15 protein-coding genes are annotated in these 19,843 nt (G+C 73.3%); 5 read left to right on the top strand and 10 right to left on the bottom strand.

All coding sequences use genetic code 11. The features are described 5' to 3' along the window. Nucleotides 1-16 precede the first annotated feature (16 nt). Nucleotides 17-1,246, bottom strand: coding sequence for a M20 family metallopeptidase (locus ACIP5W_RS01100; protein ID WP_401465623.1), 1,230 nt, complete (start codon nucleotides 1,244-1,246; stop codon nucleotides 17-19). A 365-nt stretch (nucleotides 1,247-1,611) separates the two neighbouring features. Here ACIP5W_RS01100 and ACIP5W_RS01095 point away from each other — a divergent pair, with 365 nt between their 5' ends. Next, complete coding sequence (locus ACIP5W_RS01095; RefSeq protein WP_401464767.1) at nucleotides 1,612-1,875, top strand: hypothetical protein; 264 nt, start codon at nucleotides 1,612-1,614, stop codon at nucleotides 1,873-1,875. A 136-nt stretch (nucleotides 1,876-2,011) separates the two neighbouring features. Here the strand turns inward: ACIP5W_RS01095 and ACIP5W_RS01090 are convergent, their stop codons facing one another. The 4 genes from ACIP5W_RS01090 to ACIP5W_RS01075 all read right to left on the bottom strand — a co-directional run bounded on the left by ACIP5W_RS01090 (nucleotide 2,012) and on the right by ACIP5W_RS01075 (nucleotide 6,897). Further along, entirely contained in the window at nucleotides 2,012-3,100 is a 1,089-nt protein-coding gene (locus ACIP5W_RS01090; RefSeq protein ID WP_401464764.1) for a hypothetical protein, read from the bottom strand. Nucleotides 3,101-3,155: 55 nt separating this feature from the next. Further along, complete coding sequence (locus ACIP5W_RS01085; RefSeq protein WP_401464761.1) at nucleotides 3,156-4,094, bottom strand: N-acetylneuraminate synthase family protein; 939 nt, start codon at nucleotides 4,092-4,094, stop codon at nucleotides 3,156-3,158. A 12-nt stretch (nucleotides 4,095-4,106) separates the two neighbouring features. Then, complete coding sequence (locus ACIP5W_RS01080) at nucleotides 4,107-5,402, bottom strand: cytidylyltransferase domain-containing protein (protein ID WP_401464758.1); 1,296 nt, start codon at nucleotides 5,400-5,402, stop codon at nucleotides 4,107-4,109. 133 nt (nucleotides 5,403-5,535) lie between these two features. Then, entirely contained in the window at nucleotides 5,536-6,897 is a 1,362-nt protein-coding gene (locus tag ACIP5W_RS01075; RefSeq protein WP_401464755.1) for a DUF6716 putative glycosyltransferase, read from the bottom strand. Between the two features lie 197 nt (nucleotides 6,898-7,094). On the opposite strand from ACIP5W_RS01075, the gene ACIP5W_RS01070 reads away from it, so the two are divergent. From ACIP5W_RS01070 to ACIP5W_RS01055, 4 genes are all read left to right on the top strand, one after another. Then, nucleotides 7,095-8,096, top strand: a complete 1,002-nt coding sequence (locus ACIP5W_RS01070; RefSeq protein ID WP_401464752.1) for a glycosyltransferase family 2 protein — start codon at nucleotides 7,095-7,097, stop codon at nucleotides 8,094-8,096. Beyond that, entirely contained in the window at nucleotides 8,096-9,460 is a 1,365-nt protein-coding gene (locus ACIP5W_RS01065) for a polysialyltransferase family glycosyltransferase (protein WP_401464749.1), read from the top strand. Before ACIP5W_RS01070 ends, ACIP5W_RS01065 begins: the two co-directional genes overlap by 1 nt. 252 nt (nucleotides 9,461-9,712) lie before the next feature. After that, nucleotides 9,713-12,310: a glycosyltransferase family 4 protein gene (locus tag ACIP5W_RS01060; RefSeq protein WP_401464746.1), complete on the top strand. Its 2,598-nt coding sequence runs from the start codon at nucleotides 9,713-9,715 to the stop codon at nucleotides 12,308-12,310. Nucleotides 12,311-12,476: 166 nt separating this feature from the next. Further along, nucleotides 12,477-13,637: an acyltransferase family protein gene (locus ACIP5W_RS01055; RefSeq protein ID WP_401464743.1), complete on the top strand. Its 1,161-nt coding sequence runs from the start codon at nucleotides 12,477-12,479 to the stop codon at nucleotides 13,635-13,637. Between the two features lie 178 nt (nucleotides 13,638-13,815). Here the strand turns inward: ACIP5W_RS01055 and ACIP5W_RS01050 are convergent, their stop codons facing one another. From ACIP5W_RS01050 to ACIP5W_RS01030, 5 genes are all read right to left on the bottom strand, one after another. Next, nucleotides 13,816-15,396 (bottom strand): methylmalonyl-CoA mutase, encoded by a 1,581-nt coding sequence (locus ACIP5W_RS01050; RefSeq protein WP_401464740.1) that lies wholly within the window; start codon nucleotides 15,394-15,396, stop codon nucleotides 13,816-13,818. A gap of 517 nt (nucleotides 15,397-15,913) precedes the next feature. Then, nucleotides 15,914-17,092 carry a hypothetical protein gene (locus tag ACIP5W_RS01045; protein ID WP_401464737.1) on the bottom strand — a complete coding sequence of 393 codons (1,179 nt, stop codon included), beginning with the start codon at nucleotides 17,090-17,092 and terminating at the stop codon, nucleotides 15,914-15,916. Continuing rightward, a complete protein-coding gene (locus tag ACIP5W_RS01040) occupies nucleotides 17,092-17,751 on the bottom strand; it encodes an RNA polymerase sigma factor (RefSeq protein WP_401464734.1) in 660 nt (219 codons plus the stop codon). Before ACIP5W_RS01040 ends, ACIP5W_RS01045 begins: the two co-directional genes overlap by 1 nt. 410 nt (nucleotides 17,752-18,161) lie before the next feature. Next, on the bottom strand, nucleotides 18,162-19,085 hold the full coding sequence (locus tag ACIP5W_RS01035) for a hypothetical protein (RefSeq protein WP_401464731.1): 924 nt from the start codon (nucleotides 19,083-19,085) through the stop codon (nucleotides 18,162-18,164). Between the two features lie 87 nt (nucleotides 19,086-19,172). Further along, entirely contained in the window at nucleotides 19,173-19,790 is a 618-nt protein-coding gene (locus ACIP5W_RS01030) for an RNA polymerase sigma factor (protein ID WP_401464728.1), read from the bottom strand. Nucleotides 19,791-19,843: the final 53 nt, after the last annotated feature.

Raw genomic sequence — 19,843 nt, 5'->3', positions numbered from 1 at the left:
CACCGGCGTCCCGTGCTCACGCCGTCCGGGTCGCCGCGTCCAGCAGGGCCGCCGCGGTGAACAGCTCCACCCCCACGGTGATGGCGTGCTCGTCGGCGTCGAAGTCGCCCTGGTGCAGATCGCGGACGGTGCGCTCGCCCGGCGTACGGACGCCGAGGCGGGCCATGGCGCCGGGGACGTGCTCCAGGTACCAGGAGAAGTCCTCGCCGCCGAGGCTCTGCTCGGTGCTCTCCACCGCCTCCTCGCCGCGCCGGGCGACCATGGCGTCCCGGAGCAGGCCGGTGACGTCGGCGTCGTTGACGACCGGGGGGACGCCGCGGACGTAGTTGATCTCGGACTTGGCGCGGTGCAGGTTGGCGACCTCGTCGATCGCGGCGACGACGAGGTCCGGCGCCTGCCGCCAGGCCTCGATGTCCAGGCAGCGCACGGTGCCGGACAGCTCGGCGTGCTGGGGGATGACGTTCGGGGCGTGGCCGCAGTCGATCCGGCCCCAGGTCACCGCGAGGCCGGCCCGGGTGTCGACGCGGCGGCCGACCAGCGCGGGCACGTCGGTGACGACGCGGGCGGCGGCGGTGACGAGGTCGGTGGTCAGGTGCGGGCGGGCGGTGTGGCCGCCGGGCCCGTCCAGGGAGATCTCCAGGCGGTCGCAGGCGGAGGTGATGGCACCGTTGCGCAGACCGATCAGACCGGCGTCCACGCGCGGGTCGCAGTGGACGGCGATGATCCGGCCGACACCGTCCAGGGCGCCGTCCTCGATGGCGTCGGCGGCACCGCCGGGCAGCACTTCCTCGGCGGGCTGGAAGATCAGCCGCACCGGGCGCGGGAGCCGGCCCTCGCGGTGCAGGCCGGCGAGGACGAGACCGGCACCGAGGACGACCGTGGTGTGCACGTCGTGACCGCAGGCGTGGGCGCGGTCGGGGACGGTGGAGCGGTAGGCGCAGTCGGCCTTGGTGTCGGGGATGGGCAGCGCGTCGATGTCGGCGCGCATCGCCAGGACGGGGGTGCCGTCGGCCGAGTCGCCGATGTCGCAGATGAGCCCGGTGCCGGCGGTGAGTACGCGGGGCTTGAGGCCCGCCCTCTCCAGGCGCTCCTTGATCGCCGCCGTCGTACGGAACTCCTGGTTGCCCAGCTCGGGGTGCATGTGCATGTCGCGGCGGAAGGCGACGAGCTCGGCGCGCAGGGCCTCCGGCAAGCTGCCGGGGAGCACGGCTTCCCCTGAAGGATCGGCCTCGGACTCTCGGGACATCAGTTGCTTCACCCTCTGAAGGGTAGGACGCCGGGACGGTCGGCTGACCCACGATCAACAAAACTTCAACCCGTTAGGGGAAGAAAAGTTGGCCGCGCGGCGCATGGCTGGCATTCGGGCTGGGTAAACTCCGCCGGTTCAAGCCGAGTGGATCATGGCTTTCCGGCCCATCCCTCCATCTTCCTCCTCCACGGTTACCACGGCCCACTCGAAGCACGCCCGGCTGTCCACGAAGCGGACCAGCGGATGGGCAGCGCCCCCCCCGCTCTTCCCGGGTTCGGCTGCCCGGCGGACGGGCGCACCACTGGAGTCCGGGCCCGTGAACGAACCGAACAGCCGCTCGATCCGACACGCACCTGCCGGCGGTGTTCGCCGAGTTCCGGCACGTCCTCCTGCCCGGCAGGTACCTGCTGCTCTGCTTCCAGACGGGGGACGGCGAGCGGCAGCGCCTGACGCAGCGGTTCGGCCGGGAGATCGTTCTCGACCACTACTGGCGCACGCCGGAATCGGTCGCCGAACGCCTCACCGACGCGGGCGCCGAGGTCCAGGCCCGCGTCGTGCTGGAGCCCGAGGGAGGCGCGACCCGGCCGCGCGCGTTCCTGCCGGCCCGCAGGCCGGAACAGTCCTGACAGCGACGGGGAGGCGGCCCTGACCGCGGCGGGGAGGCGGCGTCCCGGGCGCCCGGGCGCCCGCCGGTGAGGCGTGCCGGCACGCGTCGGCCGGACGGGTGGCGGGTGTGCGCCGGTGAGGCCGCTCCGGGGGCGGTCAGGCGGTGGTGACCCGGGCCAGGCGGTCCACTCCGCGGGCCGTTCCCGTGACGCCTGCGAGGAAGCTCCGGGCCCGGGGCGAGGCGCTCTCCGTCAGCCAGGCCGGGTCGATGTCGCAGACCGCGACGCGGACGTCCGTGCCGGCGAGGGCCAGCGGGAGGGTGTGGACGACCGTGGAGGGGAAGCTGAGGACGGTTCTGCCGACGGGACCGCGGCGGGCGATGAGTTCGAGGGGGAGGTCGGGGCGGACGACCTCCAGGCCCGTCTCCACGGCGAGGCGGTGGAGTTTCTCGGCGCTCTCGCGGCGGTGGGCGAAGTAGCGGGCGGCGCCGTGGGCCCTGGCGAGGACGCCGACGGCGTGCAGATAGCGGTCGCCGTCGACGACGCCGGTCTCGACGAGGGACGTACCGACCAGGTCGGCGCCGTTCGTCACCCGGGGCGGGCCGAAGCGCTCGCGGGTCCAGGCGAAGGTGTGGGAGGTGACGGACACCCCGTCCGGGGCGTCCGCTATCGGCATGGCGGAGAAGACCTCCACGCGGCGGGCCGGGCCGGGGGTGAGGCGGCGGCGGGCCGAGGAGGACACCGGCGCGAACAGCAGGTCGCGGGGGCCGGGACGGCCGCCCTTGCGGTGCCAGCGCACCAGGCGTTCGCCGCGGGCGAGCTGGCCGACGAACTCCATGGTGGCGGTGCCGTCGTCGACGACGACGAGGTCGTGGGCGCGGGTGATGGTCAGCAGGAGCTGGACGTACCGGGAGAACGGGTCGCCCATGACGATCCGGTCGGCCCGGCGCAGCTCGCGGGTCAGGCCGCCGATGGTGTGGAAGGGGGCCGCGGGGCCGCCGCGGGCCTCCTCCCAGCGGACCTCGTGGCCGTCCTGGCGGGCCAGTTCGGCCATGCGGCGCAGCTGGCCGCGGGTCATGGGGTCGGTCGGGGACAGGACGACGAGGGTGAACCCCGCGCCGGGCTGCTCCTGGGGACGCGGTCCCTGGGCGTGCGCCCACTCCAGGACGTTCAGGAGCTGCACCGGACTCTCGACGAACGCGAGGGTGTGGGGGGTGGTGCCGGAATTCCCGGCGCGAGGGCTCATCGTCGTACGACCGTCCCGTGAGGCACTGGTAGCGGTGGCCGGAGGGGCTGCGGGGTCAGACGCCGACGGGTTCGCCGGCCGCCGCGGCGATCTCCGCCTCGGTGACGACGCCCGGGACGCGGCGCAGCTTCTTCATCGGGCCGAGCTCGGACTCGTAGACCTTCTTGACGCCGTCGCCGAGGGAGGCCTCGATGGTGCGGATGTCGCGCACGAGGCGGGTGAGGCCCTGCGGCTCCACGGAGGCGGCCTGGTCGGAGCCCCACATGGCGCGGTCGAGGGTGATGTGGCGCTCGACGAAGGTGGCGCCGAGGGCGACCGCGGCGAGGGTGGTCTGCAGGCCCGTCTCGTGACCGGAGTAGCCGATCGGAACGTTGGGGTACTCGGCCTGGAGGGTGTTGATGACGCGGAGGTTCAGCTCCTCGGCCTTCGCCGGGTACGTCGAGGTGGCGTGGCAGAGCAGGATGTTGTCGCTGCCCAGGACCTCGACGGCGTGGCGGATCTGCTTCGGGGTGGACATGCCGGTGGAGAGGATGACGGTGCGGCCCGTCGCACGCAGGGCGCGCAGCAGTTCGTCGTCGGTGAGGGAGGCGGAGGCCACCTTGTGGGCGGGGACGTCGAACTTCTCCAGGAAGGCGACGGCCTCGGTGTCCCAGGGGGAGGCGAACCAGGCGATGCCCTTCTCCCTGCAGTACTCGTCGATCTGCCGGTACTCGTCCTCGCCGAACTCCACGCGGTGGCGGTAGTCGATGTACGTCATCCGGCCCCAGGGGGTGTCGCGCTCGATGTCCCACTGGTCGCGCGGGGTGCAGATCTCGGGCGTGCGCTTCTGGAACTTGACGGCGTCGCAGCCGGCCTCGGCGGCCACGTCGATGAGCTTGAAGGCGTTGTCGAGGTCGCCGTTGTGGTTGATGCCGATCTCGCCGCAGATGTAGACGGGGTGACCGGGGCCGGCCGTGCGCGAACCGAACTGGCGGAGGCGGGAGTTGGTGCTCATGGGAGGGGTTCCTTACTTGGTGAGGGGGGCGGGGGAGTCGAGAGAGGGTCCGAGGATCCAGCCGGCGATCTCCCGGATCGCGCCGTCGCCACCGGGGAGGGTGGTGACCGCGCGTGCGGCGCCGCGTACGACGTCGTGGGCGCTCGCGACCGCCACGGGCCAGCCCACGAGGGCGAAGCACGGGAGGTCGTTGACGTCGTTGCCGACGTAGAGCACGCGCTCCGGCGCGATGCCCTGCTCCTCGCACCAGTGCTTGAGTGCGAGGTCCTTGTGGTCGATGCCGTGCAGGACCGGGAGCCTGAGCTTCCGGGCGCGGGCGGCGACCACGGGGTTCTGTTCCGTGGACAGGATCAGCAGCTTCAGTCCGCTCCTGCGCAGGGCGGCGATGCCGAGGCCGTCGCCGCGGTGCACGGAGACGAACTCCCGTCCGTCGGAGTCGATCAGCACCCGGTCGTCGGTCTGGGTGCCGTCGAAGTCGAGGACGACCGCATCGATGTCGGCGGCGGTCGGGAGCGAACCGGTGGGGGTCCCCCCGCCCGGGCGGAGCCGGGACTCGGGGAGGTCCGCGTCGAAGAGGGGGGCGAGGGCGCGGGCGCGGGCCAGGTCGTGCGGGTCGTCGATCTCCAGCACGCGGGCCGGGTCGGTGCGCACGAGGTCGGTGCGGCCGAAGAAGCGGTGGCCGTGCTCGCGGAAGCCGGCCGCGTCCATGGCGTAGGCGGCGCCTGTCTCCAGGAGGTCCTGGGGGCGGTCCTGGCGGCGTGGGCGGTACGACTTGTCGTGGTTGACGCCGAAGCCGCCGGCCGAGCCGGCGCCGTCCGAGCCGTCGCCGTCGGTGCCGTCGCCGGTGCCGTCGCGCCAGACGAAGCCGTGGAAGGGGGCGACGGTGACGGCGGTGTCGGCACCGTTCTCGACGACCGCGGCGGCCACGCCGTCGATGTCCTCGCGGACGAGGAACGGGCTGGTGCACTGCACCAGGAGCACCGCGTCGACGGCGGTGCCGTGCCGGGCCTCGTGGGCGTCCATGGCGTGCAGGACGGCGGCCTCGGAGGTGGCGGTGTCGCCGGCGATGGCGGCCGGGCGCAGCACGACCTCGGCACCGGCCTCACGGGCGGCCACGGCGATGGCCTGGTCGTCGGTGGACACCACGACGTCGGTGACGAGCCGGCCGGCCAGGCACTCCCGCACGGCCCGCGCCACCAGGGGCACGCCGCCGACGGGCGCGAGGTTCTTCGCGGGGACGCCCTTGGACCCGCCGCGCGCGGGGATCACGGCGAGGACGCGGCGCACGCCCGCCTGGGAGGGGGACATGGGCGGGACTCCTTGACGGGAAGGACGGAAAGGACCCGAAGGACCCGAAGGACGGGAAGGACCGGAAGGACGGACGTCGTTCACGGCGCCCCCTGTACGGGACCGGGGCGGCGAACGGCCGCGTGGCCGGCGTTCACAGGTCGCCCATCCGGCGGATGACCGGGGCGACGCGCTGGACGCCGTGGCGGTAGGCGCCGCGGGCGGCGCGGCGGACGATCTGGCGGACCGGTCCGGGTTGCCGGTCCGCGGCCGGGGCTCCGGGCAGCGGGCTGCCGTCGGGGCCGAGGTGGTGGCGGGCCAGGACGGCGGGGAGGTAGCCGGGGGCGGTGGCGGGTGTGTAGTAGGGGGTGAGCGGCGGCAGGCCGCCGGGGCGGTCGAGCAGCTCGGTGATGCGTTCGCGGGCCGTGTCGAAGGCGCGTTCGTACGAGCCGCCCCCGGCGGCGACGCCCTGCCGGGCCACCCATTCCTCGTCGGGGACGGGCCGGTGCCCGGCGTCGAGCTGGTCCCAGGAGGCGAGGCAGCCGGAGCCGATGAAGTGGTGGTTGCCGAGCGCCTCGCGCACCCCGAGGTCGGTGAGGACCGCGGTGGGGATGCGGCGGTGCAGGGATTCCAGGGCGGCGGTGGAGCTGACCGTGACCATGAGGTCGGTGCGGTCGAGAACTTCGCCCATGTTGCCGTACACGAGGCGGAAGTTGGCGGGCGGGTCGAGCCGCTGTGCCAGCTTCTGGTACGGCAGCTCCTCTATGTGGGTGGTGTGTTCGCCGGGCCGGGAACGCAGCTTGAGCAGCACCTCGCGCTCGGGGTGCGACCGGGCGTGCCGGACGAGCCGTTCGAGGAGGTAGGTGCGGTCCCTGCGGTTGTCGGGCACGGAGGGCTGCGCGGCGAAGACCACGGTGCGGGGGTCGTGCCCACCGGTGTAGGGGGCGCCGCCGAGGAACGGCAGGGCGACCTCGGTGACCGAGGAGGCGTCGGCGCCGACCCCGTCGTACACGGCGCGGAAACGTTCGGCGTCCTGGCGGGAGTTGGCGAGGACGAGGTCGGCGCCGTGCCGCAGCAGCAGACCGTCGGCGAGCTTCTCGTAGACGACGCCCACGTAGCCGGTGACGACGACGGGCCGCTCGGCGCCGTCCTCCCAGATCCGCTTGAGGCCGTGCAGGATCGCCTGGACGCCGCCGCCGACCAGCGCGAGAACGAGGACGTCGTACTTCTCGGTCGCCACGGCGCGCAGGAACTCGACGGCCGTCACCTCGCGCAGGGAGTCGGCGCGCACGCCGACCTCGGCGAGCTGACGGGGGGTGGGGGTCGCCCGGCCGCGCAGGAGGTAGCCGTCGAGGACGGGGGCGACTTGCGCGCCGTCCTGCGGTCCGGCTTCCATGGACGGGCCCGGCTGTCCGCCCGGAGCGATCCGGCCCGCGGTCGCCGCACCCCATTTCCAGCGGGTGTCGGAGTCCGCGAGTACGGCGATCCGTGAGGGCTTCGAAGTACGTGGTGGCACGCCGAAGACGCTAGGAAGCAAAACCCGGGATTTGTCCAACCGCGACGCAACGGAAAGTTAACAGCACGCCACCGGTTACCGAACCGGCTCGTCAACTCCGCGGAAATACACGGGATGCACCGATCCGACACATCGAGTTCATCGCCCGTACCCTTACCGGAAATTTCCACCGCCGGGCGCGCTCCTAGGATTTCGGCGTGCCCAAGCTTTCCGTGATCGTGCCGTTCTACAACGTCCAGCAATACGCGCCGGACACCCTCAGAAGCCTTCTCCTTAACGCCCGCCCGGACTTCGAGTTCGTGCTGGTCGACGACCGTTCGAAGGACGGGACGCCCGCCGTTCTCGAACGGGCCGCCGAAGAGCTGTCGAAGGTCGCCGAGGTGCGTCTGATCCGTCATGAGGAGAACGGAGGGCTCGCCACCGCACGCAACACCGGACTGGATGCCGCGCGGGGCGAGTACCTGACGTTCCTGGACGGCGACGACTGGCTCGCGCGTGGCTATCTGACCGATCTCGTCACCGCGATCGAGGAGCTGGGCTGCGACTTCGTGCGCGTCGACCATGTGCAGGCCACCGCGCGCGCCCGCACCCTGGTCCGGCATCCGCACGGGCTGCGGGGGGAGGTGCTGAACCCGCGCGAGGCGATCCTGCCCGCGGACCGCTCGACGTCGGTGGACTACCCCTACGCCTGGGCCGGCGCCTACCACCGCCGGCTCGTCGACCGCGGGCTGCTGCACTTCACCCACGGGCTGCGGACCGCCGAGGACCGGCCGTGGATCTGGAAGCTGCACCGGGAGGCGGAGTCGTTCGCCGTGCTGAATCTGCTCGGCGTCTTCTACCGGCGCGGGGTCGCCTCCTCCCTCACCCAGATCGGCGACGCCCGCCAGCTGGACTTCATCCGCGCGTTCGACCAGGTCGTCGAGGAGACCGCACGGGACCCCGAGGCCGACCGGCTGCTGCCCAAGGCGGTGCGGACCTACTGCGCGATCATCGCCCACCACCTCGGCGAGATCGAGAAGTTCGAACCGCCGGTGGCCAGGCAGCTGCGCACGATGAGCGCGGCCGCCGTCAGGCGCCTGCCGCAGGACCTGCTCGCCGAGGTCCTGGACACGATGGACCTGGAACGCTCGTCGACCCTGCGCCGGCTGCGCCGCGGGATCACCTCCTCACGGACCGGCACCCCGAAGGCGGCCGCCTGATGCCTCGTACGACCCAGATCTTCTGCGCCTCCACGCTGTACGGCGTCGCGACGCTGGCCGCCGCGCTGGACTCCGGCGGTTTCCCCGCCGCGGACCGCCGGGTGCTGCTGGTGTGCAACAACACGACGACCCCGGAGACCACCCCGTCGCTCGACGAGATGCCGGGCTTCGCGCCGCTGCGGAACCGCTTCGACGCGGTGCTGTCCTGGAACGAGGCGATCAGCCCCTTCCATCCGGGCGCCTGGGCACCGCGCCCGGACGACGTGCCGCTCCTGGAGCGCTATCTGCGGCTGCTGTGGGGTCTCGGCGAGGACCGCGTGGAGCTCGTCCTGGAGTCGATCCAGGTCAATCCCGCACAGGCCGTCGCACAGGTGTTCCCCGGAGCGCCCGTCGACGTGTACGCCGACGGACTGATGAGCTACGGGCCGACCCGCAACAAGCTCGACCCGCTGATCGGCACGCGCGTGCGCCGGCTGCTCCACCTCGACCTGGTGCCGGGGCTGGTGCCGCTGCTGCTCACCGAGTTCGGGGTGCCCGCGCGGACCGTGCCGACGAGCGGCTTCCTGAAGGTCCTCGGCGAGATCGGCGAGGCCGTGGCGGACCTGCCCGCGCTGCCCGACGACGCCGCGCTGCTGCTGGGCCAGTACCTGTCCGCGCTCGACATCCTCACCGTGGAGGAGGAGGAGGACCTGCACGTACGGATGATGCGGGGGGCGGTCGCCCGCGGGCACCGGGCGGTGGTGTTCAAGCCGCACCCCACGGCGCCGGCCCGCTACAGCCGGGTCCTGGAGGCCGAGGCCGGGAGGCTGGGCGTCGACCTCACGGTGCTGGACACGCCGGTCCTCGCCGAGGTCCTGTTCGCCAGCGCGCGGCCGGCGCTGGTGGTGGGCTGCTTCTCCACCGCCCTGTTCACCGCGTCGACGTTCTACGGACTGCAGGTCGCCAGGATCGGCACCGAGCGGCTGATGGACCGGCTCGCCCCGTACCAGAACAGCAACCGGGTGCCGGCCGTGCTGGCGGACGCGCTGCTGCCGGACCTGGAGGACGGCGGGGACGAGACGCGCATCCCCGAGGAGTCGCTGACCGATCTGGTCAGGACGGTGGGCTACGTGATGCAGGCCCAGATCCATCCTGGCCTGCGCCCGGAGGCCGAGCGGTACCTGCGCACCCGTCTCGGGCCACGCACCAAGCGGTACTTCAAGCGCCGGCGGCTCACCGCGCTGGGTCTGCCGGGTGGCATCCCGGAGCGGCTGTCGTTCCTCCCGCACAACTCCACCGCGCGCCGGGTCGTGCGACGGGCGAGAGCGCTCCGCAGGGCGGTACGCCGGACGAAGGCGTCGGGCAAGCCGGTCCGGCGGGGGTGAACGGCGGATCCGGAAGGGGCGGCACGGGCACGGGTGCGGGCGGCGGGGGCTTCGGGGCACCCGGGGCCTGGGGACACACAAGGCCTGGGGACACCCGGGGCCTGGGGACGCACAAGGCTTCGGGACGCCCAAGGCCTCCGAAAACACGAGGCTTCGGGACATCCAGCCGCATCCCTGAGCACATCGAATGTTCACCGAGAGTTCGATCCGGGCGGCCCGTTCGGGAAATCCAGGTCGTATTTCATTCACACCGTGCGCATCGCCGTGTTTGTCGAGAACCGCAATGGCGTCGGCCTCGCCTCGGAGATCCTGCGGGCCGAGGGAGCCGACGCCCACTCGTTCCATCTCATCGGCGCCGACCGGGACGGGAAAATCGTCGGATGGACGGAGGAGGAGGCCGCCGCCCGATTCGGCGGCCGGCCGGCACGCGCTCTCTTCACGGGGGACGAGGAGCTGAACGACGCCGATTTCCTGGAGGAATTCGGTCACCGCATGCGCGCCTTCGTCGAAAAGGAGCGCATCGACCGGCTGGTGTTCTTCGAAGACCTGTCGCAGCGCAGCCGGCGGCTGGCCGGCGCGCTGGGCCGCACGCTGCCGCTCGTCCTCGTGCAGGACCGCCACCTCGACTTCCACCACCGCAGGACCGGCACCGGACGGCGCGACCCGAGCTGGTACTACGGCTCCTCGTTCCCGGCCGCCGTCTGCGTCTGGGGCCCGGCGACCGCGCACCACCTGCTGTTCCGCTCCGCCGACGCCGCCCCGCCCGTCCACATCACCGGTGCCCTCGGCCACAGCGACGACCCGGCCCTGCTGCGGGCCGTCCGCTCCGCCACCCACCGGCACGACAGGAAGCCCGGCGAGCCGCTGCGCATGATGGTGCTCGACCAGCCGCTGGGCAAGCAGGGCAAGCTGTCCCGCGAGGAGCACCGCGAACAGCTCGCCCGACTGCGCGAGGCGCTGGCCGAGTTCGGCGAGGTCGAGGTCGGGCAGTATCCCGCCGCGCTCGACGGGTACGACCTCGCGGTCACGTTCTTCGCCCCGGCCCACCTCCGGGCGCTGCGGGCAGGCACCCCGCTGGTCCTGTTCAGTCCGCCCCCGCTGAACACCGTCTTTCCCACCATGAGCCACCCGCTGCTGCGCAATGCGGGCACGCTCGGCGAACTCGTCGACGTGGTCGCCGGATTCAAGCGCTCGGGCGAGTTCGCGGCCAACGCGCACGGTGAGCCCGTCGAGCACTTCGTCGCCTTCCAGGACGACGTCGCCGGGCGGGTGCTGCGCGTCGTCGAGGAGGCCGCCGTACCGGCCGAACCGCCGGCTCCGCGCTGGACGCCGGCGGGCGACGGGGCGGGGAGCGGCCTGTCGCGGGCCGAACGGGCGCTGCGCGCCGTGCGCGGACGGCTGGAGCGGCCACGCTCGCTGGCCGTGCTGGGACTCGGCTTCACCTACGTCACCGGGGTGGCGATCCCCGTCCTCACCTACACGCAGGCGCTGCTCGCGCGCGGTCCGGTCGACATCCGCTACTTCGACCTCGAGGCCTACGGCCGCTGCGAGGACGTCATGGCGGACCTGGCGGACGCCGAGGTCGTCCTGATCAACAGCCTGGCCCCGTTCTGGCGTTCGCCGCTGGCGGGCGAGCTGGTCGCGGGGTTGCGGGAGCGGGGGAAGTCCGTGGCGCTGTACGCCCACGAGACCGAGTACGTCATGGACTTCGAGGGCTCGCGCAACCCGCTGCGGCACCAGGAGCTGGTCGGCCTGCTGCCCGGCCTGAAGGTGCTGTGCGTGTCGAACGCCCAGGCCGACATGTTCCGCGGGCTGGGGGTGAGCGATCCGGTCGTGGTCTACAACACGGTTCCCCGTGACGCCCACCGCGTACGTGCCAGGCCTGCGCCCGGTGCGCGGCCGCGCATCGTGATGGTCGGTTCGATGCAGGACCGCAAGGGCCTCGACCTGTTCTCGCGGGTCGCCGAACTGGCGTACGCGCAGGGGCTGCCGTGGCGTTTCGCGTGGATCGGCCAGCGGACGTGGCGCATCGGCCCCTCCACCCTGCTGTCGGACCGGGTCGAGTGGACGGGGGCGCTCTCCCGCGACCGCGTGCGGGAGGAACTGGCCGCCTCCGACGTCTTCTTCCTGTCCAGCGTCGACGACCCGATGCCGCTGTCCGTGGTCGAGGCGGTGCAGCAGCGGCTGCGGACGGTCACCTACCACCGGGTGGGGTCCCGGGAGGTCCTGGAGGGCGTGTCCGGCTACCGTGCCTTCGCCGAGTACACGCCGGAGGCGGCGCTCGACGCGCTGCGCCGGGTGCTGGACGAGGAGATCTCGGAGCCCGGGTACAGGGACGTCGAGGAGCTCTTCGACATCGAGGCCTTCACCGCCCGGATGACGACGGCACTGGGTCTGCCGGGACCCGGTGAGCCCGTACGGCGCCCGGCAGGCGACGGCGTGCCAAAGGCCGGCGGCGAGGAGGGCGGGGACCCCGCGCCCGCGCCGTTCCCCGCGGTGCTGTCGCGGCCCGGCAGCTATCTCATCGAGGACTTCGTCCGGCACGTCACGGCGGGCCGTGACGACGACGCCCTGCGGGTGGGCACCGAGATCCTGCGCCACCGGCAGCCGGTGGACGTCCTCGTCGGCATGGCGGAGATCAGGGCGGGGCGCGGCGAGGCGGACGAGGCGTGTCGGCTGCTGTCCGCGGCGGCGGTCGCGGGTGGCGACCGGGCCCAGGTCTGGACGGAGATCGGGCGGGTCGCGGGCCTGCTCGGCGCGCGGGGCCGGTCCGTCCGGCAGCTCGCGCGCAGGGAGTCGGTCCGCATCCGGCTCGGCAGCCGTTCGGCCCGGCTGCTGAAGCGGAACTGACGTCGTGGTGAACACGCGACGACGGATGGACAAAGGCCGCCCTGTCGAACAAAAGACCCCCTGATCAGGCTCTAGGATCCCCGTTGACGACTCTCCGGTGATCCGATCGTCTCCGGTCAGGAGCGTGCGCAAGAAGAACCCACGGGGCACTGCGAGGGATACCAGCGTGACCGAAACGGTCGTGAGCACATCGAAGCCTCAGCCCACCGCGGCTGCCTCCGCCCAGGAGCCGGGTGTTCCGCTCCCGCCCGCGCCGGCACCGGCCCGCCGGGAGGGCGGCAGGCTCCGCGCGCTGGACGGACTGCGGCTGGTCGCCGCGCTGATGGTGGCGGTGTACCACTACGCCGGCCGCGGCGGCTACGTCACCGAGGCCTGGGGCACTTCGCCGAAGCACCAGTTCCCCACCCTGCACGCGTTCGCCGCCTACGGGTGCCTGGGCGTCCAGGTGTTCTTCGTGATCAGCGGGTTCGTGATCTGCATGAGCGGCTGGGGCAGGTCCCTCACGTCGTTCTTCGCCTCCCGCGCGTCCCGGCTGATGCCGGCCTACTGGGTGGCCGTCCTGCTGGTGACGGCGGTGTTCGCCCTGCCGCCGGTCGTCTACGAGGCCGTGTCGCCGAGCGACGCCCTGGTGAACCTGACGCTCCTTCAGCAGCCGCTGGGCGCGGACCGGGTGCTCGGCGTGTGCTGGACGCTGTGGGTGGAGATCCGCTTCTACGCCCTGTTCGCGCTGTGCGTCGTCCTGCCGGGGGCGAACCGCCGCCGGGTCGTCATGTTCTGCGCGCTCTGGACGCTGGCCGCCGCCGTCGCGCAGGCCGCGCACCAGCCGCTGCTCGACCTCGTCCTGATGCCGGAGTACGCGCCGTTCTTCGTCGGCGGCATCGGCCTTCACCTCGTCCACCGCGACCGCAGGGACGCCTACGCCTGGGGCATCGTGGCCGTCAGCTTCCTGATCGGCCAGCACTACGCGGTGGGCGAGCTGTGGAACGCCTCGGACCCGGACGCCTTCGCCCACCGCACCACCACCGGCATCGTCGGCGTGGTCGCGTTCGGGTTCGTCGCCGTGGCGGCGATCGCGCTCGGCCTCCTGAACCGGGCGAACTGGCGCTGGCTGACGGTGGCGGGGGCTTTGACGTACCCCTTCTACCTGGTGCACGAGCACCTCGGCTGGGTGGTCATCCGCGTCCTGCACCGCACCCTGGGCCTGCCCGCCGGGGTGACCTTCGCACTGACCGTGGCCTCGATGCTGGCGCTGGCCTGGCTGCTGAACCGCTTCGTCGAGAAGCCGCTGACACCGCGACTGCGCGGGGTGCTGTCCCGGCCGCTGTGAGCCGGGGAAAGCGACCGGCTCGGGGCGGCCGGCTCAGAACGACCGGCTCACGGGATGCCGTGGCAGGAGGGGATCCCGACGGCCGGACGGTCACCCGGGCCGGACGGTCACCCGGGCCGGGCGGCGGCCCGGCAGCCGGGCTCCGGGCTCATGGACCACCCGGCCGCTCCGGCACGGCTCAGAACGCGTCGCTGGGCACGTAGGTGCCCCAGATCTCGCGCAGGGCGTTGCACACCTCGCCGACCGTGGCGCGGGCCCTGAGGGCGTCCTTCATCGGGTAGAGGACGTTGTCCTCGCCCTCGGCGGCCTTCTTCAGTTCGGCGAGGGCCGCGTCGACCGCCGGCTGGTCGCGCTCGGCGCGCAGCCTGGCGAGGCGGTCGGCCTGCTGGGCCTCGATGGCCGGGTCCACGCGCAGCGGCTCGTAGGGCTCCTCCGCGTCGAGCTGGTAGCGGTTGACGCCGACCACGACCCGCTCGCCGGAGTCGGTCTCCTGGGCGATGCGGTACGCGCTGCGCTCGATCTCGCCCTTCTGGAAGCCGTGCTCGATCGCGGAGACCGCGCCGCCGAGGTCCTCGACCTTGCCCATCAGCTCCAGGGCGGCGGCCTCGACGTCGTCGGTCATCTTCTCGACGACGTACGACCCGGCGAAGGGGTCGACCGTCGCCGTCACGTCCGTCTCGTAGGCCAGGACCTGCTGCGTGCGCAGCGCGAGCCGGGCCGACTTGTCGGTGGGCAGCGCGATCGCCTCGTCGAAGGAGTTGGTGTGCAGGGACTGGGTGCCGCCCAGGACGGCGGCCAGCCCCTGGACGGCGACCCGGACCAGGTTGACCTCGGGCTGCTGGGCGGTCAGCTGCACGCCGGCCGTCTGCGTGTGGAACCGCAGCATCAGCGACTTGGGGTTCTTCGCGCCGAACTCCTCGCGCATCACCTTCGCCCAGATCCGGCGGGCGGCACGGAACTTGGCGACCTCCTCCAGGATCGTCGTGCGGGCGACGAAGAAGAAGGACAGGCGGGGGGCGAAGTCGTCGACGTCCATGCCGGCCGCGACCGCCGTGCGCACGTACTCGATGCCGTCGGCCAGGGTGAAGGCGATCTCCTGCGCGGGCGAGGCACCCGCCTCCGCCATGTGGTAGCCGGAGATCGAGATCGTGTTCCACTTCGGGATCTCGGCCTTGCAGTACTTGAAGATGTCGGCGATCAGACGCAGCGACGGCTTCGGCGGGAAGATGTACGTCCCGCGCGCGATGTACTCCTTCAGCACGTCGTTCTGGATGGTGCCGGTGAGCTGGTCGGCGCCGACGCCCTGCTCCTCCGCGACGAGTTGGTACAGGAGCAGCAGCAGGGCGGCGGGCGCGTTGATCGTCATCGACGTGGACACCTTGTCCAGCGGGATCCCGCCGAACAGCACCCGCATGTCGTCGATCGAGTCGATCGCGACGCCGACCTTGCCGACCTCACCGGAGGCGATCGGGGCGTCGGAGTCGTGGCCCATCTGGGTGGGCAGGTCGAAGGCGACCGACAGGCCCATCGTGCCGTTGGCGATGAGCTGCTGGTAGCGGGCGTTGGACTCCGCCGCCGTGCCGAAACCGGCGTACTGGCGCATCGTCCACGGCCGGCCGGTGTACATCGAGGGGTACACGCCCCGCGTGTACGGGTAGGCGCCCGGCTCACCCAGCTTCTCCGCCGGATCCCAGCCCCGAAGGGCGTCCGGCCCGTAGACCGGTTCGATGGGCAGTCCGGACTCCGACTCGCGCGCCATGGTGTGTTGCCTCCCGCTGAACGTTACTCGCCAGTTACCGGCTGGTACGGCCCGATCCCTCGACGGACTGTAGCTGTGTGCCTGCACCCGGTGGAGGGGAGCACGCTGGGACCTTGCTCACAGACTTGCTGCGGTCCCCGTCACCACCATGCCGGGCCGTTCGCGCGGCGTCATCCGGGGAGCGCCCGTGGGGCACGCGTGCGGGGCTCACCCGCAGCGCCGACGGGCACGGCAAAGATCGCGGTGCTGTTCGCGCGGAGGAGGGGGCGGCCGAGGCGTCGCCGCGAAGTGGGAGGTATGGGGCGCGGGCGGGACCGGGGGAACGTGTCCCGCCCGCGCCAGGTGCACGAGCCGTAGGTACGGGGGGAACCCCGGCTCAGTGCGAGGGCCGATGACCAGTCGGCTCACTACTTACTGCGGCTGGGCCGCCGAAAACGTCACACCCTGCGGCCGAAAATTTTTGCGACGTACGAAGTCGCAGGTCAGAGGGGGTGCGGAGAGTGCCGGCGCGTGCGGCCTACGGCCCCTTGGCACCCTTGCCGTCCTTCTCCGCCGCCTCCTGCGCGGCGCTCTTTTCGGCCTTCTCGCTCTTGTCGGCCTTCTCGCTCTCCGCGTTCTTCTCGCTCTCCGCGTTCTTCTTTCCGCCCCGGTTCTCGCCGCCCTTGCCGGTCGTCCCGCCGGACTGCCCCGCGCTCTGGCCGCTGTTCTGGCCGCTGTTCTGGCCGCCGTTCTGGCCGCCGTTTTGGCCGCCGTTCTGGCCGCCGCCGTCGACGTCGCCCTCGTCCGTGGCCTTGCCGCCGGCCGGCTCGCCGGAGGCCCGGCCTTCGCGGTCGCCGAGGAGGCCCGCGCAGTACGCCGGTACGCGCGCGGAGCCGCCCGCGGCGCGCTCCAGGGCGCGGCTGCGCTCGGCGGCCAGTGTCCGGCCGGCGCCCTTCTCCCGGCAGGACGCGGCCAGGTCGTCGGTGCGGGCGCCGGAGCCGTCCGGGCCCGGAGCCGGGATGTCCTGCACTCCGCCGCCCGGGGCCGCCGAGCCGGTTCCGCCGGGGGAGGTACCGGGCGTGGGCGAGCCGAGGGGGCCGTCCGGTCCGGGGGTGGCGGTGGCGGACACGGAGGCCGCCGGGCCCGGTTCGGCGTCGTCGAGCGGCGTGGGCAGGAGCCCGGTGCCGGCCGCGACCGCGACCCCGCCGACCATCCCGACGGTCAGCGCGGCGGCCAGCACGAGGCGGGCGGGGCGGCGGGGGCGACGGCCGTACGAGCGGACGGGACCGCCGATGCGGACCAGGCCGGCGTCCTCGACGGGCGCGGGCCGGTACGGGACCGCCGGCTCGTCGCCGGGCACCGGTTCACGGGCGGCGGCCCGCCCGGCAAAGAGGGCCGGGGCGGCGCCCGGCGCACGGTCCGCCCGGATCTTGCGGAACGCGGCGAGGGCCGCCGCCTCACCGGGAAGTTCCTCGTCCTCGGGGGCGGGCGGGGCCGACATCGCGGCGAGCGCGCCCAGGGTCCTGGCGAGCCGCTCGGCATCGTCGCGGTGGGCGGGCGCGACAGCGTTGTCCGCCGTCTCCCCGGCCAGCAGGCGTTCCGCCGTCTCACGGTTCAGCCAGCGGCCGGCGGAACGGCCCCCCACGGGGCCGGCCGGGGGTTCCGTGTCCCCGGCGTCTCCGGGCTCTCCGGGGAGGACACAGCGATCGTCGGCCATCACACGTCCTTCTGCGTCGGCGCGCACGCACGCGTCACACCGCCGGACGCCACCGCACGCCCCCTCGGTGCCCGCTGCGCCGGCAGCGCGTCGAGCACGCCCGCCGTGTCCGGGTCCTCGCCGAGCAGCTCGGCGAGCTTCCTCAGCCCGCGGTGGGCGGCCGTACGTACGGCGCCGGGCCGTTTGCCGAGCGTCTCGGCGGCCGTCTTGGCGTCGAGGCCCACCACCACCCGCAGGACGACCGCCTCGGCCTGCTCCTGGGGCAGACGGGCGATGAGATCGAGGGTGCGGCCGGTGGCGAGCGCCTCGATGGCCTCGCCGGCGGTGTCGGACTCGGCGGCCCGGCCGGTCAGTTCCGTCTCGTCGCCGACGGCCACGGGCCGGCGCCCCCGCATCCGGATGTGGTCCAGCGCGCGGTTGCGGGCGATCCGGGCGGCCCAGCCGCGGAAGCGGTCGGCGTCCCCGCTGAACCGCTCCAGGTCGCGCGCTATCTGGAGCCAGGCCTCCGAGGTCACGTCCTCGGCGTCGGGGTCGCCGACCAGGGTGCGGACGTACCCGAGGAGCCGCGGGTGCACCGAGCGGTACACGGCACGGAAGGCGGCCTCGTCCCCGTGCTGTGCAGCAAGCACCGCGGCTGTCAGCTCCGCGTCGTCCCCCACGTCGTGGTTCCTCGGTCGATGGTGCGGTCCGCCGACCGCAGGGGGTCGGGGCCGCTGATGGTGGCGGCCGCAGTCGGTCACGCTGCTCCAGCCCTTCCGCCGTCCGGCGCGAAAGGCACGTTACGACCTGAAACCACCGGTCGTCCATGTCCGCACGAGCTGCAACCGACTCGTGACGCGGACGCGCGGGCACCGGGTGTGACAGAAAACGCACGCACGGCGCTGTAGGAGGTACGGGTCGCCGCGCGGCCCGTGCCGCGCGACGGCCGGGGCCTCTCCTGTGGGGGGTGGCGGCTCCGGCCGTTGCCTCGGCGGCACCGCCGGCCGCCGCCCGGACGGCTCGTCGCGACGGCACCACGGCTGCGGCCGGCTCATCGCGACGGCACCGTCGACAGGCCGGCCGGCGACGGTTACCGGTCCCCGGCCTCGGCCTTCGGCGTCTTCGCGGGCTGCGGCTGGCCGTTTCCGGTGTTTCCCGTGCTTCCGGAGGCCCCGGTGTCTCCCGTGGTTCCGGTGCTGCCGGAGCCTGCGGTCCCGGCGTTCCCGGCCGTTCCGGTTCCGGTTCCGGTTCCGCTGTTCCCGGCGGTTCCCGCGCTCGCCGCGTTCCCCGTGGTGCCGGCGTTGCCCGTGCTGCCGGTGTTTCCCGTGTTCCCGCCGGCCGGGTCGGCGGAGCCGGCGCCCTTGCCCTCGCCGCCGTTCCCGGGTGTCGCCGTGGCCGACGCGGTCCGTGCCGCGCAGTAGGCGGTCACCTTCTCCTCGCCGCCCGCGGCGGCGACCAGGCGCCGCCACGCCGTCGCGTCCATCGCTCTGCCCCGGCCCGCCACCTGGTCGTAGGCGCGGCAGTGGGCCTCGGTGTCCTCGGCGGGCGGCGGCCGGTCCCGGTCCGCGGCGACGCCGGAGGACGGCGGTGCGGCGGGTCCGGCGCGCCGGGCCTCCGACGCGCTCGCGGACGACGACGTGCCACGGCCGCCGCCGTCCGCGGTGTCCGCCGAGGAACCGGCCGAGCCGATCGCGGCGACCGCGACGCCGCCGAGGGTGAGGCTCGCCAGGACCACGGAGAGCGTGGCCCGCAGCGAGCGGACGGTGTGCCGCTGTCCACGGGGCCGCCAGTCGTCCCGCCGCCTGGTACGGGCGCGGTGCGCGCCGGCGTCCCGCGCGGCCCGGAAGGCGGCGACGGCCTGCCGCTCGCGCTCGGCGCCGCCGGAGGTGTCCCGCAGGGCACGCGCGAGCAGTGCCTCCACCCGGGCGTGACCGTCGTCCGTGCCGGGGACGGGGCGGGCGGGGTGGGCGTGTCGGCGATGGACGTCCTCGCCGCCGCTCATCCGTTCACCCATGTCCGATTCCGCCTGTCGTGCTTGTGCGAGCTCTGCCTCCGGGCACATCCGCCGCCCCTGATCCATACGGGCCGCGACCGTCACCGTTCATTTCGACTCCCCCAGCGTCCGGGGGCCGTCATCCGTCACACCTTCGCCGCCGAGCCGGCGCGCGAGCCCCTTCAGGCCCCGGTGGGCGGCCGTGCGGACCGCGCCGGGGCGCTTGCCGAGGACGCGGGCCGCGGCGGGTCCGTCCAGACCGACCACGACCCGCAGCAGTACGGCCTCGGCCTGATCACGCGGCAGTTCGCGTACGAGTTCCAGGGCCCGCTCGGTGGACAGGGACTCCACGACCTGGTCGTGGGTGTCGTGCCGACCGGGCAGGTCGAGCACGTCCTGTTCCAGCGTGGCGGCCCGGGGCCGGACCCGCAGCCTGCGCAGATGGTCCAGGGCCCGGTGCCGGGCGATGGTCGCCGTCCAGCCCCGGAATCCCGCCCCGTCGCCCTTGAACCGCCCGAGGTCGCGGGCTATCTCCAGCCAGGCGTCGGAGGCCACGTCCTCGGCGTCGTCGCCCACGATGCCGCGCAGATAGCCGAGCAGCCCCGGTTGCACGATCCGGTACGCGACCGCGAACGCGGCCTCGTCGCCGTCCTGCGCCCGTGCTACCGCCGCGCCCAGTTCCCCGTCGTACGGCTGCGCGCGCCGGGGTTCCCCTCCCTGGCCCAAGACTGTCCTCGTTCGTGCGGAGTTCGTGGCGGGTGCGTGGCGAACGCGCCGTG

It is taken from the genome of Streptomyces sp. NPDC088766 (genome assembly GCF_044750845.1).
Classification (GTDB): Bacteria; Actinomycetota; Actinomycetes; order Streptomycetales; family Streptomycetaceae; genus Streptomyces.
The sequence above is the reverse complement of the archived record's forward strand: the minus strand, read 5'-3'. Positions and strand labels throughout refer to the sequence as shown.